Raw genomic sequence first — 16979 nt, 5'->3', positions numbered from 1 at the left:
CTGCGAGCTTACCGCAAGCCGCGAACTCACACCTGAATGGCTTCAGGATCGGTCTTTTCGAGCTCGACCGATGCCGCCAGCAGCGCCAGCCGCGCCACCACGCCGTACATGTAGAAGCGGTTCGGCGGCGCGGCGCCGGGCTTCGCGTGCGTGTCGGGCAACGCCGTGTGCTCGAAGCCGAGCGGCACGAAATGCATGCCCGGCGCGTTGAGGTTCTGATCGCGCTCGCGCGAATCGTGCACGCGGTAAAACCCGCCGACGACATACCGGTCGATCATGTACACGACCGGCTCCGCGACCGCATTTTCCACGCGCTCGAACGTATGCACGCCTTCCTGCACGATCACGTCGTGAACTTGCAGGCCTTCCTTGGCGTCGTTCATCTTCGTGCGTTCGCGCTTGGTCAGCGCGGCGACTTCGCTCGCGTCGTGGACGGTCATCACGCCCTTTCCGTACGTGCCGGCATCCGCCTTGATGACGACATACGGACGCTCGCTGATGCCGTACTCGCGATACTTCTTCGCGATCTTCTTGAGCACGCCGTCGATGGCTTCCGCGAGCGCTTGTTCGCCCGTGCGCGCTTCGTAATCGACGCCTTCCACATGCGCGAAGTACGGATTCACCATCCACGGATCGATCTCGACGAGCTTCGAGAACTTCTTAGCGACGTCGTCATAGCAGGAGAAATGGGTCGACTTGCGGCGCACCGCCCAGCCGGCGTGCAGCGGCGGCAGCAGATACTGCTCGTGCAGATTTTCCAGCACGGGCGGAATGCCGGCCGAAAGATCGTTGTTGAGCAGGATCGAGCAGGGATCGAAGTTCTTCAGGCCGAGGCGCCGCGGCGTGCGTTCGAGCGGCTCCAGCACGATTTTCTGGCCATCGGCGAGCGCGATGGTCACAGGACCGTGGATATTCTCGTCCAGCGTGCCGAAGCGGATGTTGAGCCCCGCTTGCCGCATGATGAGCGCGAGGCGCGCGACGTTCTCGAGATAGAACGCGTTGCGCGTATGGCGCTCGGGAATGACGAGCAGATTCTTCGCGTCCGGGCAGATTTTTTCGATGGACGCCATCGCTGCCTGCACCGCGAGCGGCAACACTTCCTGCGGCAGATTGTTGAAACCGCCGGGAAAGAGATTGGTGTCGACGGGCGCGAGCTTGAACCCCGCGTTGCGCAGATCGACGGAACAGTAGAACGGCGGCGTGTGCTCCTGCCATTCGAGCCGGAACCAGCGCTCGATGGCGGGCATGGCCTCGAGGATTTTCCGCTCGAGATCGAGCAGCGGGCCACTTAACGCCGTAACAAGGTGCGGAACCATGTATTACTCGCGGAAGAAGACAAAAGATTGTAGAGCAATTGCTTTGCCTAAATGGGTATCAACCGCCAATTGACAAGGTTTTGCGGCCCGCGCCGCGCCGCTTCCACGCACTTTTCCGCCTGTCGCTTCAATAGGTTTGGCCGCCGCCTTCGACGAAACCCGGACGGAGATGGCGCACCAAAAAAAATGCCCGCCATAAGGCGGGCGAAGTCGCTGCGCTCGTTCCTTGCTCGCAGCCTACGCGCTCTCGCGGCGCGCCGGTTGCGGCGTAAGACTTACTCGACGTGCTCGCCGTGCAGCGTGACGTCGAGACCTTCGCGTTCCTGTTCTTCCGTGACGCGCAGGCCCATGGTCATGTCGATGATCTTCAGCAAAACGAAGCTGACGACGCCGCTGTAGACGAGCGTGACGAGCACGCCCTTCGCCTGCACGAGCACGCTGCCGTCGAAGCCGCCGATGTCCTTCACCGCGAACACGCCCGTCAGCAGCGCGCCGATGATCCCGCCCACGCCGTGCACGCCGAACGCGTCGAGCGAGTCGTCGTAGTTGAACTTGTGCTTGAGCCACGTCGCCGACCAGAAGCAGACCACGCCCGCGACAATGCCGATCACGATCGCGCCCGTCACGCCGACGAAGCCCGACGCCGGCGTCACCGCCACCAGACCCGCAACCGCGCCCGAGATGATGCCGAGCACCGACGGCTTGCCCTTCGTGATCCACTCCGCGAACATCCAGCCGAATGCGGCGAACGCGGTGGCGATCTGCGTCGTGAGCATCGCGAAACCGGCACGGCCGTCAGCCGCCACTGCCGAACCCGCGTTGAAGCCGAACCAGCCCACCCAGAGCATCGATGCGCCGATCAGCGAGAGCACGAGGTTGTGCGGCGCCATCACTTCGCGGCCATAGCCGACGCGCTTGCCGAGCACGAGACAGCACATCAGACCCGCGATACCGGCGTTGATGTGAACCACCGTGCCGCCCGCGAAGTCGAGCACGCCAGCCGATGCGAGCCAGCCGGTAGGTTCCCAGACCATGTGCGCGATCGGCGAGTAGACGATCAGCGACCACAGCGCCATGAACACGAGCATCGCCGAGAACTTCATGCGATCCGCGAACGCGCCGGTAATGAGCGCCGGCGTGATGATCGCGAACGTCAGCTGGAATGCGAAATAGACCGACTCGGGGATCGTCACGGCCAGATGGCTGACGGTAAGCGTCGTCGCCTTGTCGCCCTTGATGTAGGCCATGCCGTGCAGGAACACGCGCGAGAAGCCGCCGAGGAACGAGCCGCCCGGCGTGAACGCGATGCTGTAGCCGACGACCGTCCAGAGGATCGTCACGAGACAGCAGATCGCGAAGCTCTGCATGACCGTCGCGAGCACGTTCTTCTTGCGGACCATGCCCGCGTAGAAGAGCGCGAGGCCGGGAATCGTCATGAACAGCACGAGCGCCACGGAAGTCAGCATCCACGCGGTGTCGCCGGAGCTGATCTTCGACGAATCGACCATGACCGGCTCGGTCGGTGCGGCCGGCGCGGCATCGGACGCGGCGGATGCGGCTTCTGCCGCCGATGCCGCCTGAGCCGACGACGCCATCGCCGTGTTGGCGCTTTCGGGCGCGCTTGCAGCGGGTGCCGAGGCTGCGGCCGGAGCGGACGCATCCTGGGCGAGAGCGGTGCCGACATTCGCGCCGATCAGCGCGCCCGCCACCAACAGTGACATCAAAAAGTTACGCATTCTTCTGGTTCCTCTTATCGCCAATTTCTTGTTAGAGCGCGTCGGCGCCGGTCTCGCCGGTGCGGATGCGGATCACCTGTTCGATCGAGGTGACGAAGATCTTTCCGTCACCGATTTTTCCCGTGCGTGCGGCGCGTTCGACGGCTTCGATCGCCTGATCGACGATGTCGTCCGAGACGGCCGCCTCGATCTTCACTTTCGGCAGAAAGTCGACGACGTACTCCGCGCCCCGATACAGCTCGGTGTGCCCCTTCTGTCGGCCAAAGCCTTTCACCTCGGTCACGGTGATGCCCGAGACGCCGATGGCCGAGAGCGCTTCACGCGCTTCGTCCAGCTTGAACGGCTTGATGATTGCGGTAATGAGCTTCATGTATCCCTCGCTGTGGTGTGCTGATCCTTCGATGCCGTCCATTGAAGCGTGCAGAAAAGGTCGCGCCACTTATGCAACTCGTATGCCATGCGAGCATCCATGCGGCTTTGCGCGATTTCGCGAAACAATCGCACGAAGGGTCGGCCGAACGGCTAACGCGGGCCGCGCGTGCTGGCGTCGGGGTAGGTTCATTGCTAGAGTGGTCCAGAGGTCCCGCAAAAAGGGGCATGGGCGGACAACGCGAGCGCGCGGCGGCGCTAAAATCGCGGCGCCTCAAAGGTGCTTCGACACGCGTTCGCGCATTCGGCGGCGCGCACCAATATCGAACATTCGATAATTCGGGGCACTGACCTAACAATGAATGCACTTTTTTTGTGCAAGAAGGGAGAAACGATGAAGCAGCCCAACGACGTTTTCAACGATTTGCAGCAGAAGATGAGCGATCTCTTCAAGAATTCGCCCGCGAAAGACGTCGAACGGAATATGAAGGCGATGCTCTCGCAAGGCTTTTCGAAGCTCGATCTCGTGACGCGCGAGGAATTCGACACGCAGACGCAAGTGCTCGTCCGCACGCGCGCTCGTCTCGAAGAACTCGAAAAGCGCGTCGCGCAGCTGGAGCAGCGTCTCGCGGGCGGAAACACGGCCGCGCAAGACTGAGGCGCCAGCACTGCCTATCGCGTACCTCGGCTAGCGAGCCGTGAGTTTCTAGTTTTATTGCCGGCGCGGTCCATGCGCCGTTTCAGGTGAAATCATGTCGCTTGCCGTGGTACGCAGCCGCGCGCCCGCTCCTGGGCGCGTGCCCGAAGTCGTCGTCGAAGTCCATCTCGCCAACGGGTTGCCGTCGTTTTCCATCGTCGGTCTGCCCGATCTCGAAGTCCGCGAAAGCCGCGAGCGCGTGCGCGCCGCGCTGCAGAACTGCGGCTTCGATTTCCCCGTCCGCAGAATCACCGTCAATCTCGCACCCGCCGATCTACCGAAGGAAAGCGGCCGCTTCGATCTGCCGATCGCGCTCGGCATTCTGGCCGCGAGCGGACAGATTCCGGCTGCAGCGCTCGAACATCGCGAGTTCGCGGGCGAGCTTTCGCTGACCGGCGCGCTGCGTCCGATGCGCGGCGCGTTCGCAATGGTCTGCGGCGCGGCGCGCCACTATGCATCGATGCGCGATGCAGCCCCGCCAATCCCCGAAATCTACGTGCCGCTCGCAAGCGCGGCGGAAGCGGCGCTCGTGCCGGGCATCGAGGTCTTCGGCGCGGCGGACTTGCCCACGCTCTGCGCGCATCTGAACGATGTTCCCGACGCCCGTCTGCGACCCGTGCAAGCCGCTCCGCTTCCCTCGACAGCCGCGCCGTCCGCGGATCTCGCCGATGTCATCGGCCATCCCGCCGCCCGCCGCGCGCTCGAAGTGGCGGCTGCGGGTGGTCATCATCTGCTGATGGTCGGTCCGCCCGGCGCGGGCAAGTCGATGCTCGCCGCGCGCCTGGCCGGCCTGCTCCCGCCGATGAACGACGACGAAGCGCTCACCTCCGCCGCGATCCTTTCGGCGAGTTCGCTCGGCTTTACGCCCGAGCAGTGGCGGCGACGGCCGTTCCGCGCGCCGCATCATTCGGCGAGCGCGGCGGCGCTCGTCGGCGGGCGCAATCCGCCGCAGCCGGGCGAGATCACGCTCGCGCATCTCGGCGTCCTGTTTCTCGACGAGCTGCCCGAATTCGACCGAAAAGTGCTGGAAACCCTGCGTGAGCCGCTCGAAGTCGGCCAGATCACGATTTCGCGCGCCGCACAGCAGGCGGAATTTCCGGCGGCCTGCCAGCTCGTCGCCGCGATGAATCCATGTCCGTGCGGCTGGCGCGGCGACCCGAGCGCGCGCTGCCGCTGCTCGCCCGATGTCGCCGCGCGTTATCTGCGCAAGCTGTCGGGTCCGCTGATGGATCGCATCGACATTCAGATCGAGTTGCCGGCGCTCTCGCCCGCGGAACTGTCGGCGCGCGGCACCGAGCGCGGCGAGTCGAGCGCCGTCGTCGCGGCGCGGGTCGCGGCGGCCCGCGACATACAGACGCAGCGTCAGGGCAAGATCAACCGCGATCTCGACGGCCGCGAAGCCGATGCCGTCTGCCGCCCCGATTCCGCCGGCGAAGCCTTGCTGCGCGCTGCGGGCGAGCGCTTCGGCTGGTCCGCGCGCGCATACTACCGCGTGCTGAAGGTCGTGCGGACGATCGCGGATCTCGCCGGCGCCGATATGCCCGACGCGTCCCATGTCGCGGAAGCCGTTCAGTACCGCCGGGCGCTGTCGATCGCCTGAAGCCAGCGCGGACGCGGGGTGGTCCGCGCGATGCTAAGCGGAAAATTACTTGTCAAGACTTGACTTATGCACACTGAAGCGATCCGGGGCGGTCCTTCGTCTGATCAAACCCCGGTTTTCGTCACATTTCACAGACCATTGATTTTATTGAATTATTTAACTTGCCGCGAACGAAGGCAAACTAACGTAAACCGCATGAGTCGGGCTTTTGAGCGCTACCACACACTGTTTTCCACAAAGTTATCCACAGACATTGTGGATAGCGCAAAAAGTCCATATGAATCCGAGAATTAGCGCGTAAACTTCGGAAGGAACTTCGGCTATTTCCGACACACTAAGACACTTCTTAAGTTAGTGCCTGCAGAATTCGAGGCCTTCCTCTAAAACAGTTTGAAGGACGAAAAGAACTGCTCGGCCTGCTCGGTCGGCGTCGTCTTGTCTGACACGATCGCCAGTTGATAGACGTGCGCGCCGCGTGCCACGAAGCGCGCGTGAATCGTCCGCGACTCGCGCTTCTCCCCGCCTTCGCCCTTCACCTCGATCTCGCTGCCCAACACGCGTCCGCCCGCCGCGAGGTCGATCTGCGTCGCACGCGCCTCGGGCTTCGCATTCACGTTGCGCGCGAGACCTTGCTGGAGGAAATCGAGTGTCGCGCGCTGCAATTGCGGATCGGCGCTCGGCAGCACGACCGTGCCGACGGCGAACACGGCGTCGCCGGCTTCTGCGGTCTGCATGCGCATCGTCATCGACCGGCCTGCAATGTCGATCTTGCGCTCCTCGGAACGCGGCTTCGCGGGCAGCGTCACTTCGTAGCCGTCGTCGTTGTTCGTCACGGTGCGCCAGTCATATGAGGGCGTGCACGCGAGCAATGCGCCGCATGTGACAGTTGCGCACATCAGCTTGTTGGCGGAAGCAATATTCGGAAGAAAGCGCGCGGCCGCGCGCCGCAAACGGACAGGAAACACGGGGAAAACTCGTTTCATGAGGAATCGCTGCGTGAAAACCATCATTATCGCGCTGCGATGCCGGGCTTATCGGCGCGTCACGAACGCATCCCGAAATTGGCGCTAAAATACGCAGCAGTCTCCGTTTCGTTCGCCGGAGCGCCATCCGAGGTTCCCATGTCCCAAGCCACGCAAGAAACATCCACGCGCGCGAAGAGTCCGCTGCGTTACATCGTGATGGCGCTCGTCGCGGGCGTGATCGCCTGCACCGGGTATTTCGCCTTCGGCGGCCAGCAGAAAGTGCCGGACGCGACCTTCACGCTGCTTTCGGGACAGAAGATTTCGACGTCGGGCGATCTGAAGGGCAAGGTCTATCTCGTCAATTTTTGGGCGACGAGCTGCGAGACATGCATGAAGGAAATGCCGCAGATGATCGACACGTACAACAAATTCAAGGGCCGCGGCCTGGAGTTCGTCGCGGTCGCGATGAACTACGACGCGCCGATGTACGTCAACAACTACGCGCAGACGCGCAAGTTGCCGTTCAAGGTCGCGATGGACGACGGCAGCGCTGCCAAGCAGTTCGGCAACGTGCAACTGACGCCGACGACCTTCGTCATCGACAAGAACGGGAAGATTTTGAAGCGCTATGTCGGCGAGCCGACGTTCGCGGAACTGGATCAACTGCTCGACAAGGCGCTCGGTTCGGCCTGAACGCCTTTACGCGAAACACGCAGCCCGCTGGCGACAACCAGCGGGCTTTTTTATCGCTCGGACGAATCGCCTTTCACGACGATTCCGTATCGCTTGATCTTCTCGTACAGCGTCGCCTTGCCGAGCTGCAGCCGATCCGCCGCCACCGCGACCGCGCCGCCGCACTGCTCCAGCGCCTGCCCGATCACCGCGCGCTCGAACTGCTCGGTGCGTTCCTTGAGCGATTGCGTCGATGTGTCGAGCGCCGCCGCCGCACCGCTGTCGTCGAGAATGCCGAGCACCATGCGATCCGCCGCGTTGCGCAACTCGCGCACGTTGCCCGGCCAGTCGCGCTGCATCAGTTCGGCGCGCTGACGATCCGTGATGAGCGGCGCGGGCCGCTCGTAGCGCACGGCCGCATCGAGCAGAAAATGCTCGAAGAGCGGCACGATATCTTCGCGCCGCTCGTTGAGCGGCGGCAGCGTGATCGTCACCACATTCAGCCGATACAGCAAGTCGCGTCGGAACGTGCCATCGGCGACGAGTTCGTTCATGTCGCCCTTCGCCGCCGCGACGACGCGCAGATTCGCGCGCACCGGCTGATTCGAGCCGAGCCGCTCCAGCACGCCGTCCTGCAATACGCGCAGCAGTTTCACTTGCAATGACAGCGGCATGCTCTCGATTTCATCGAGAAAGAGCGTGCCGCCCGACGCGTGTTCCAGCTTGCCGATACGCCGCTTCTGCGCGCCCGTAAACGCGCCGGCCTCGTAGCCGAACATCTCCGATTCGAACATCTGCTCCGGCAGCGCGCCGCAATTCACCGCGATGAACGGCTTGTCGCGACGCGGCGACATGTCGTGCAGGCTGCGCGCGATGAGTTCCTTGCCCGCGCCCGTATCGCCGTTGATGAGCACGGACGCATCCGTCGGCGCGATGTTCGCGATCAGCCGGCGCACCTGCTCGATCGCGAGACTGCGCCCGATGATGCGGCTCTGCCCCGCGCCCGCCAGCTCGCGCCGCAGCGCCTGATTCTCGAGCACGAGCGTGCGGCGCTCCAGCGCGCGGCGCACCGCTTCGATCAGGCGCTCGGACGCGAACGGCTTTTCGATGAAGTCGTAGGCGCCGTCGCGCATCGCCTGCACGGCCATGGAGATGTCGCCGTGGCCGGTGACGAGAATTACCGGCACTTCGGGCGCACGCTCGCGGCATTGCGCGAGCAGATCGAGGCCGCTCGCGCCGGGCAAGCGGATATCGCTCACGATCACGCCGGGGAAACTCGCGTCGATCGCGCGCGCGGCGGATTCGACGCTGCCGTGCCCGATCACGTCGAAGCCCGCGAGTTGCAGGCTCTGCACGCTCGCGCGGCGCACGAGTTCGTCGTCCTCGATGAAGATCACCTGCAAACCGGTGGTCATGTGTTGCTCCAACTGTGTTTTCAAGCGCGCCGCAAAGTCAGCACGAACTCCGCGCCGTGCGAATGATCGGCGTCCGCCTGGGTGCCGCCTTCGGGACCGTCCGCGACGATCGGCGCCTCGCGATTGCGCGCGACGAGCGTGCCGCCGTAATCGCGCGCGATCGCCGATGAAATCGCAAGCCCGAGGCCCAGTCCCTGCCCCATTTCCTTCGTCGTGAAGAACGGCTCGAAGAGTTTCGGCAGCGCATCGACGGGAATGCCGGGACCATTGTCGCGCACGATGAGCTCGATCGTATCCGCGTGGCCATTCAGTTCGATGACGATGCGCGGCCTGTCGCACGACGCGACCGCATCGAGCGCGTTGCCGATCAGGTTGATGAGCACCTGCTCCAGCCGCAAGTCCTCGCAACGCACGAAGATCGGCGCGCTGCCTTCGGCGAGTTCCGGCGCGATATCGATGACGACGTTCTTCATGCGCGGACGCAGCATCGAGAACACTTGGCGCAGCGCCCGCGCGACGTCGGCGCGCGCATTCTTCGGCCGCGCCTTCGTGACGAACAACTTCAGCTGATTCGTGATGTTGCCCATGCGCTCGGTCAGCGACGCGATCGCTTCGAGATTCTCGCGCGCCGCCGCCTGATCGCCGCGATCGATCAGCACGCGAGTGTTGTCGGAAAAACTGCGCAACGCGGCGAGCGGCTGATTCAGTTCATGCGTGATGCCCGCCGCCATCTGGCCGAGCGCGGCGAGCTTGCTCGCCTGAATGAGCTCGTCGTGCGCGGCGCGCAGATCCTGTTCGGCGCGCGTGCGCTCGTTCACTTCCTTCGTGAGTTGCGCGTTCGCTTCCGATAAATCCGCCGTGCGCTCCGCGACGCGTTGATTCAATTCGGCATACGCGGTCTGCAACATCTCCCGGCTGCGGATCATCTCGCGCACGCGCGCGCGCCGCATGCGCCAGTAGAACGCGAGCAGGCACAGCGAGACGAATACGAGCGCGGTGACGATGACCGCGATCTGCGCGCCGCTCTCGACGGGATCGAGCGCGGCCATCGTGATCAGTTGCCAGTCGGGTTCGCCGATGGAGCGATGCGTCGCGAGAAACGCCGGCGCATGGTGTCCGTCTCGCCCGCCGCCGCCGACGCGCACGATCTGCGCGCCGCCCTCGAGCGTCTTTACGATAGTCATCGGCAGCGGCGTGATCGCCTGTTGCGCGTATTGGCGCGTCGCATAGACGGACGCCTCGACGTTCTGCGGCAGCGGCCGCACCGTGTGATATTTCCACGCGGGCACGGACGAGAGAAAGATGACGCCGTGATCGTCGGTGACGATGAGCGGCTCGGATGCATCCGCGCCTTGCAGCCATTCGAGATTCAGCTTCACGACCGCGACGCCGATGATCTCTTTCGTGCCCTCGCGATAGACCGGTTGCGAGATGTAGTAGCCGGGCTCGGTCGAGATCGTCCCGATGCCGAAGAAACGGCCGGTGCTGCCCTTCATCGCGTCGATGAAATACGGCCGGAAGTTGTAGTCCACGCCGACGAAACTGTCCGTCGCGTTCCAGTTGCTCGCGGCAACCGCGATGCCGTTTGCGCGGATCAGATACGTGACGGTGGCGTGCGAGCGCGCGTTGAGGTCCTCGAGATAACGGTTCGCGCGCTCGACGTTCGCACGATCCGGATGATCGAGCGCGTCCTGCACGACCGGATGCCGCGACAGCAGATAAGGCAGATATTCGTAGCGGTCGAGCGTGCTCTTGAGCGTGTTCGTCGTGCGATCGACGCGCGCGGCGGCGTTGAGCCTCAACTCGTCGATGCCGCTTTGCCACGCGAGGTGCCACGTGAGCGCGCAGCACGCCACGAGCGCGGCGAAAAGCGCGAAGAACACGACGATGCGGCGCGACACGTGAGCAGATTCCCGCGAAAGAGGATCTGCCATTGTGTCATAGGCTTGTAGCGAATCAGGCGCCGGAAACGACTGCGGCGAAGCACTCGCGGACTGAGGCTTCGCCGCTTGCATGATCGCTTCCGGCTTCAGTGCGGATTCAGACCGACTTCGCTTCTTCGGCGTCGGTCACGTCGACATCGCGCGACAACGCCGCCTTCAGCTTGCTGCGATCCAGCTCCTTCTCCCATGCCGACACGACGACCGTCGCCACGCCGTTACCGACGATGTTCGTCAGCGCGCGGCATTCCGACATGAAGCGGTCGATGCCGAGAATCAGCACCATGCCCGCGAGCGGAATCGTCGGCACGACGGCGAGCGTCGCGGCCAGTGTGATGAAGCCTGCGCCGGTCACGCCGGAAGCGCCCTTCGACGTGAGCATCGTCACGGCGAGCAGCGTCAGTTGCTGGCCCCACGAGAGATCGGTGTTGGTCGCCTGCGCGATGAACAGCACGGCCATCGTCATGTAGATGTTGGTGCCGTCGAGGTTGAACGAGTAGCCTGTCGGCACGACGAGACCCACGACCGAACGCGAGCAGCCGAGCTTTTCGAGCTTGAGCATCAGTTGCGGCAGCGCGGCTTCCGACGACGACGTGCCGAGCACGATCAGCATTTCTTCCTTGATGTACGCGATGAACTTCAGGATGTTGAAGCCCACCATGCGCGCGATCGCACCGAGCACCACGACGACGAAGACGATCGACGTCAGATAGAACGTGCCGATGAGCTTGAGCATCGGCAGCAGCGAACCGATGCCGTACTTGCCGATGGTGAACGCCATCGCGCCGAACGCACCGATCGGCGCGAGCTTCGTGATGATGCCGACCATGCCGAACAGGATGCTCGACAGACCTTCGATGAACGTCGTCACGACCTTGCCGCGCTCGCCGATATGCGCGAGCACCGCGCCGAACAGGAGCGCGATCAGCAGGATCTGGAGGATTTCGCCCTGCGCGAACGCCGACACCAGCGTGTCCGGGATGATGTGCAGGAAGAAATCGACCGTGCTCTGGCCGTGCGCCTTCGTCGCGAAGGAATCGACGGCCTTGTGGTCGAGCGTCGAAGGATCGACGTTGAAGCCGACGCCCGGCCGCAGGAGGTGCGTCGCGGCGAGACCGAGGATCAGCGCGAACGTCGACACGACTTCGAAGTACAGCAGCGCCTTGCCGCCGACGCGGCCGACCTTCTTCATGTCTTCCATGCCGGCGATGCCGGTCACGACGGTACAGAAGATGATCGGGCCGATGACCATCTTGATGAGTTTGATGAACCCGTCGCCGAGCGGCTTCATGTCGGTGGCGAGCGAGGGATAGAAGTGCCCGAGCGCGATGCCGATGATGATCGCGACGATCACCTGCACGTACAGGACTTTATGGATGGGTTTTTTCACGATGTTTCCAGGCGATAACAAGCAGTTGGCGGAAGTACGGCCAGCGGCGAGCGTTGACGCGGGGCGGGCGTGTGTGGGCACGTCTGAACGCGTCGATGGGCGATAGCCGCTTCGTCGACGGATCAGGGACGTTTGGATGCGAGAGGGGTCATCGGCTTGTCTCCTTGACTTTTATGGGCGGCTCATGGGCCGTGCCGTTTGTATCGCAAGGGCAATGCCAGGTTTAAGTTTCGCTTAAGCCGATGATTCTATGGGAGTTTTCTGAGCGGCTGGCGGCTTCGAATCCGGGATTCCGGAAATCCGGAATGCGGGCGTCCGGGGTTCTGGACGGTTAGCGCCTCGATTACGAGAAACAAAAAACCCACCGTCTCCGGTGGGCTTTCTCTCAGCGGAAGGGCGAAACCGGCGTCAAACCACGCCCGCCCCATGCGCCTGCACATCCGCGTGATAGCTCGAGCGCACCATCGCGCCGACCGCCGCGTGCGTGAAGCCCATCTTGTACGCCTCTTCCTCGTACATCTTGAAGGTATCCGGATGCACGTACGCCCGCACCGGCAGATGATGCTCCGAAGGCTGCAGATACTGCCCGATCGTCAGCATGTCGACGTCGTGGGCGCGCAGGTCGCGCATCACCTGAAGAATTTCCTCTTCCGTTTCGCCGAGACCCACCATCAGGCCCGATTTCGTCGCGACTTCCGGATGCAGCGCCTTGAAGTCCTTCAGCAACTTCAGCGAATGGTGATAATCCGAACCCGGACGCGCTTCCTTGTAGAGACGCGGCACCGTTTCGAGGTTGTGGTTCATCACATCGGGCGGCGCGGCGGTCAGAATGCCGATCGCGCGATCCAGACGCCCGCGGAAGTCCGGCGTCAGAATTTCGATGCGCGTTTCCGGCGAATGCTCGCGAACCTGCCTGATGCACTCGACGAAGTGCGCGGCGCCGCCATCGCGCAGATCGTCGCGATCGACGGACGTGATCACCACGTATTTCAGCTTCAGCGCGCCGATGGTGCGCGCGAGATTCAGCGGCTCGTCGGCGTCCAGCGGATCGGGGCGGCCGTGTCCGACATCGCAGAACGGGCAGCGGCGCGTGCACTTGTCGCCCATGATCATGAACGTCGCGGTGCCCTTGCCGAAGCATTCGCCGATGTTCGGGCAGCTCGCTTCCTCGCAAACCGTATGAAGACTGTGCTCGCGCAGGATCTTCTTGATCTCGTTGAAGCGCGAGTTGCCTGTCGCGGTGCGTACGCGAATCCACTCCGGCTTCTTCAGCTTCTCGATCGGAATGACCTTGATCGGAATGCGCGATGTCTTCGCCTGTGCCTTCTGCTTTGCAGTGGCGTCGTAAGCGGTGGGCGACGAAGCAGAAGCGGCGGTGTCGCCAGCCAGGTTTGCGGTTGCGTCAGTCATTCGGTCGATCCGGTTGTTGCAGCGGCAATTGCGGGGAGGCCGCCGATTTGAAGTGCCAGCCGTTCGGCCAGCACGAGAGCTACGTCGCGCCAGTCGGCCGCGACGCCGAGCGTCGCCATGTCGACCGTTTCGAGCCCCGCGTAGCCGCACGGGTTGATTGCGAGGAACGGCTGCAGGTCCATTCGCACATTGAGGCTCACGCCGTGATAACTGCAGCCGTTGCGAATCTTGAGTCCGAGCGCGGCGATCTTCGCGCCTTCATGCGCCTGCGTACGATCGTTCGCGCCTTGAGGATGCCGCGCCACGTAAATGCCCGGCGCGCCGGCCTTGCGGTCGGTCGCGAGATTATACGTCGCGAGGGTTTCGATCACGGCCTCTTCGATGCGCCGCACCAGCTCGCGCACCATGAGCTTGCGGCGGCGCAGGTCGATCAGCAGATAAGCGACGATCTGCCCCGGCCCGTGATACGTGATCTGTCCGCCCCGATCCACCTTGACGAGCGGAATGCCGCTTTCGGCGAGCAGCAGATGCGCCGGATCGCCCGCGAGACCGAGCGTGAAGACGGGCGGATGCTCGACGAGCCAGATTTCGTCCTGTGTTTCGGGCGTGCGGGCGTCGGTGAAGGCGCGCATCGCGTCGAAGCTCTGGCTGTACGGTTCGAGACCGCGCCAGCGCAACGCGACCGGAACGTCACCGGAACTGAGCACGGTGGCGGGCGCGTCGTGGATTGCTTGTGGGATGGCGAGCGGTGTGGCGGACATGGTGCCGGTAGTTTACCGAAATAGCCCCATGCCCGCCGATGGTGAATTCGCATGCCTTCGATGGCAAATGCGAATACTTGAGGGTCAGACGGTTCTCCATCCGGAGCGCAACCGCTGCGCGAGACGCTCGATGCGCGTCGAAACCCAGTGCATCGCGCGTTCGTCGCAGCGCGGCAGGATCGTGAAGACGACATAGGCCGGACGGTCGCCCTCGACGGAAAGCCAGAGCCGCTCGCGCTCGCGCAGCTTGAGATTGTCGCCGGGCACGAGCCAGTAATCCTCGATGTCGTTGCTTCGCGTCGCCCAGACGGGACTGCCGTGGACCATGAGACGCGTGCCGCGCGCAATTCTCATCGGCACGGTTTCGCCGGGCTTGATTTCAAAGGTGACGCTTGTTGATATTTCTCGCATGATCCACTCCGCCAAGGGAACGTTTCGATGACTACAATCCTAGGCGTGACAAGGCATCAGGCAAAACGATCAATTTTCACTGCTATGTGAGCTGTATTGACAACGACACCGCCGACAATCCATATGGACCTCCGCCAGCTTCCCGCCCTGAACGCGCTGCGCGCCTTCGAAGCCGCCGCCCGTCACGAGAGCTTTTCCCGCGCCGCCGACGAGCTTTTCGTCACGCACGGCGCGGTCAGTCATCAGATTCGCGCGCTGGAGTCGGAGCTCGGCGTGTCGCTGTTCGCGCGCGACGGCAAACGCGTGCGTCTCACCGATCGCGGCCGGCAGTACGCGGCGGAAGTGCGCTCGGCGCTCGTCGCGCTGGCGGAATCGACGCGCCGCATCCGCTCCGGCGATCGCGACCGGCGGCTGATCGTATCGACGATTCCGTCGTTTTCCGCCCGCTGGCTGACGCCGCGCGTCGGCAGATTCATCGAGCAGCATCCGGATATCGATCTCGAACTGCTGACGACCGCCTCGCTCATCGATTTCAACCGCGACGACGCGGACGTGGCGCTGCGTTTCGGCTACGGCAAGTACGCGGGTCTGCACACCGAGGAATTGCTCGACGAGGTTTTTTTCCCGGCGTGCTCACCGAACTTTCGCGGCGGCGCGCTGCCCCGCGTGCCGCGCGATCTGGAAAAGCTGCCGCTTCTGCGCTCGGACGACGAGCTCTGGCGCCCGTGGTTCGACGCCGCGGGACTCACCGATCTGCCCGAACCGAAGCGCGGCGTCTTGTATGAGGATTCGTCGAATTTGCTGCAGGCGGCGATCGACGGTCAGGGCATCGCGCTCGTGCGCCGCTCGCTCGCGATGCAGGAAATCATCGCGGGACGGCTCGTGCGGCTTTTCAATGTCGAAGGGCCGAGTCCGTGGAAGTATTACTTCGTGTGCCCGACCGCGCTGCTTCAGACGAAGCGCGTCCACGCGTTCAGGGAGTGGGTTTTCGAGGAAGCGGAGCAGTTCAGGCTGCTCTACGAGCGCACGCCGGCGGTGTGCGATGCGCCCGCGGGCAAGATCAAAGCACTACCTTGACCATCGGATGGCCGGTGAGCGCGCGATAGATATCGTCGAGATGCGCGCGATTCTGCGCGCGCACGGTGCAGGTGAGACCGGTGTAGTTGCCGCCCGAAGACGGGCGCGACTCCACACGCGACGCGTCGAAATCCTTGTCGAAAGCCTTGAGCACATCGACGATCGTGTCGTGGAATTCCGGATGCGTCTTGCCCATCACCTTGATCGGGAAATCGCAGGGGAAATCGAACAGCTCGTCGGCGCTGTGCTTGGCGCTGTCGGTCGGATCGGTGGCTTGTGGCTTGTCAGTCATGACTTTCTCCTTCACTTGCCGCGCTTGGCCTCTTCGGCGAACTCGCGCGCTTTGGCCCGCTGGTAGGCGTCGTACAGTGCAGCATAGACCGGACCGGGGCGGCCGTCGCCGACGCTCTTGCCGTCGAGCGTCGTGACCGGCATGACTTCTTTCGTCGCCGAGCTGATCATGACTTCGTCCGCCGAACGCAATTCTGCTTCGGTGATGTCGCGCTCCTCGAACGCGATACCCGCCTCGCGCGCCAGTTCCTCGATGAGCCCGTAGCGGATGCCTTCGAGAATGCGCGGTCCGCGCGGCGCGCCCAGCAGCGTGCCGCCCTTCACGATCCACACATTTGAGGACGAACCCTCGGTAAGCAAGCCGTCGCGCAACTGAATGGTTTCGAGCGCGTCGTTTTCGGCGGCGTGCTGCGCCATCAGCACGTTGCCGAGCAACGAGACCGATTTGATGTCGCAATGCAGCCAGCGTTTGTCTTCGGCGGTGACGGCGACGGCGCCGCGCGCGCGATCCGCCGCGCTCGGGAACACGAGCTGGCCGAGCATGACGAACACGGTCGGCACGATTCCCGCCGGGAACGCGTGCCCGCGCCGTTTGGCGACGCCGCGCGTCACCTGGATGTAGACGAGCGCATCGCCCGCGCCGGCGTTCTCCGCGATGACGCGATCGATCAGCGCGCGCCAGCCGGCGTCATCGAACGGATTGCCGATGCGAATCTTGCCGAGACTGCGATCGAGCCGCGCGAGATGCTGCTTCAGGCGGAACGGCAGACGCGCGCCGTCGGCTTGCGCGTAGAGCGGCACGACTTCGTACACGCCGTCGCCGAAGATGAAACCGCGATCGAGCACGGGAATGCGCGCTTCGGAAAGCGGTCCCCACTCGCCGTTCAGATAGACCGTCGGATCGAATGCTTCGGCTTGGCTCATCACAG

The 16979-nt window shown here is 63.6% G+C and carries 16 protein-coding genes; 4 read left to right on the top strand and 12 right to left on the bottom strand.

Going from position 1 to position 16979, the window contains the following annotated elements; genetic code table 11:
* Positions 1-26 precede the first annotated feature (26 nt).
* From gshA to NCS67_RS00605, 3 genes are all read right to left on the bottom strand, one after another.
* Positions 27-1316 (bottom strand): glutamate--cysteine ligase, encoded by a 1290-nt coding sequence (gene gshA, locus NCS67_RS00615; protein ID WP_033536547.1) that lies wholly within the window; start codon positions 1314-1316, stop codon positions 27-29.
* Positions 1317-1591: 275 nt separating this feature from the next.
* The gene (locus NCS67_RS00610; protein ID WP_034470490.1) at positions 1592-3052 is read right to left on the bottom strand and encodes an ammonium transporter; all 1461 of its coding nucleotides are present in this window, start codon (positions 3050-3052) and stop codon (positions 1592-1594) included.
* Positions 3053-3083: 31 nt separating this feature from the next.
* Positions 3084-3422, bottom strand: coding sequence for a P-II family nitrogen regulator (locus tag NCS67_RS00605; RefSeq protein WP_008351794.1), 339 nt, complete (start codon positions 3420-3422; stop codon positions 3084-3086).
* A 393-nt stretch (positions 3423-3815) separates the two neighbouring features.
* Here NCS67_RS00605 and NCS67_RS00600 point away from each other — a divergent pair, with 393 nt between their 5' ends.
* Together NCS67_RS00600 and NCS67_RS00595 are read left to right on the top strand one after the other, a co-directional pair.
* Positions 3816-4079 (top strand): accessory factor UbiK family protein, encoded by a 264-nt coding sequence (locus NCS67_RS00600; protein ID WP_008351796.1) that lies wholly within the window; start codon positions 3816-3818, stop codon positions 4077-4079.
* Between the two features lie 94 nt (positions 4080-4173).
* The gene (locus tag NCS67_RS00595; RefSeq protein ID WP_250433567.1) at positions 4174-5718 is read left to right on the top strand and encodes a YifB family Mg chelatase-like AAA ATPase; all 1545 of its coding nucleotides are present in this window, start codon (positions 4174-4176) and stop codon (positions 5716-5718) included.
* 380 nt (positions 5719-6098) lie between these two features.
* On the opposite strand, the gene NCS67_RS00590 is transcribed toward NCS67_RS00595, so the two are convergent.
* The gene (locus tag NCS67_RS00590) at positions 6099-6701 is read right to left on the bottom strand and encodes a hypothetical protein (RefSeq protein ID WP_034470777.1); all 603 of its coding nucleotides are present in this window, start codon (positions 6699-6701) and stop codon (positions 6099-6101) included.
* Between the two features lie 138 nt (positions 6702-6839).
* On the opposite strand from NCS67_RS00590, the gene NCS67_RS00585 reads away from it, so the two are divergent.
* Positions 6840-7376, top strand: a complete 537-nt coding sequence (locus NCS67_RS00585; protein ID WP_008351800.1) for a peroxiredoxin family protein — start codon at positions 6840-6842, stop codon at positions 7374-7376.
* Between the two features lie 50 nt (positions 7377-7426).
* Here NCS67_RS00585 and NCS67_RS00580 read toward each other — a convergent pair whose 3' ends face one another.
* From NCS67_RS00580 to NCS67_RS00555, 6 genes are all read right to left on the bottom strand, one after another.
* Positions 7427-8770, bottom strand: coding sequence for a sigma-54-dependent transcriptional regulator (locus tag NCS67_RS00580; protein WP_008351801.1), 1344 nt, complete (start codon positions 8768-8770; stop codon positions 7427-7429).
* 20 nt (positions 8771-8790) lie between these two features.
* Positions 8791-10785, bottom strand: coding sequence for a sensor histidine kinase (locus NCS67_RS00575; protein ID WP_033536548.1), 1995 nt, complete (start codon positions 10783-10785; stop codon positions 8791-8793).
* Between the two features lie 25 nt (positions 10786-10810).
* Positions 10811-12100, bottom strand: a complete 1290-nt coding sequence (locus NCS67_RS00570; protein WP_008351804.1) for a dicarboxylate/amino acid:cation symporter — start codon at positions 12098-12100, stop codon at positions 10811-10813.
* Positions 12101-12508: 408 nt separating this feature from the next.
* Positions 12509-13510, bottom strand: a complete 1002-nt coding sequence (gene lipA / locus NCS67_RS00565) for a lipoyl synthase (protein WP_008351805.1) — start codon at positions 13508-13510, stop codon at positions 12509-12511.
* Positions 13507-14271 (bottom strand): lipoyl(octanoyl) transferase LipB, encoded by a 765-nt coding sequence (gene lipB, locus NCS67_RS00560; protein WP_250433558.1) that lies wholly within the window; start codon positions 14269-14271, stop codon positions 13507-13509. The genes lipA and lipB overlap by 4 nt, the downstream gene beginning before the upstream one ends.
* An 84-nt stretch (positions 14272-14355) precedes the next feature.
* Entirely contained in the window at positions 14356-14682 is a 327-nt protein-coding gene (locus NCS67_RS00555; RefSeq protein WP_033536549.1) for a DUF2917 domain-containing protein, read from the bottom strand.
* A gap of 123 nt (positions 14683-14805) precedes the next feature.
* Between NCS67_RS00555 and NCS67_RS00550 the strand changes: the two genes are divergently transcribed.
* Positions 14806-15759, top strand: a complete 954-nt coding sequence (locus NCS67_RS00550) for a transcriptional regulator GcvA (RefSeq protein ID WP_008351810.1) — start codon at positions 14806-14808, stop codon at positions 15757-15759.
* Here the strand turns inward: NCS67_RS00550 and NCS67_RS00545 are convergent.
* The gene (locus NCS67_RS00545) at positions 15743-16051 is read right to left on the bottom strand and encodes a DUF493 family protein (RefSeq protein WP_034470775.1); all 309 of its coding nucleotides are present in this window, start codon (positions 16049-16051) and stop codon (positions 15743-15745) included. The two genes, NCS67_RS00550 and NCS67_RS00545, sit on opposite strands and share 17 nt — an antisense overlap.
* 11 nt (positions 16052-16062) lie before the next feature.
* Positions 16063-16974, bottom strand: coding sequence for a D-amino acid aminotransferase (locus NCS67_RS00540; protein ID WP_008351813.1), 912 nt, complete (start codon positions 16972-16974; stop codon positions 16063-16065).
* Positions 16975-16979: the final 5 nt, after the last annotated feature.

This window comes from Caballeronia sp. ATUFL_F2_KS9A, from assembly GCF_023630765.1.
GTDB classification, from domain to species: Bacteria; Pseudomonadota; Gammaproteobacteria; order Burkholderiales; family Burkholderiaceae; genus Caballeronia; species Caballeronia zhejiangensis.
This window is presented reverse-complemented; position numbering and strand designations above follow the sequence as displayed.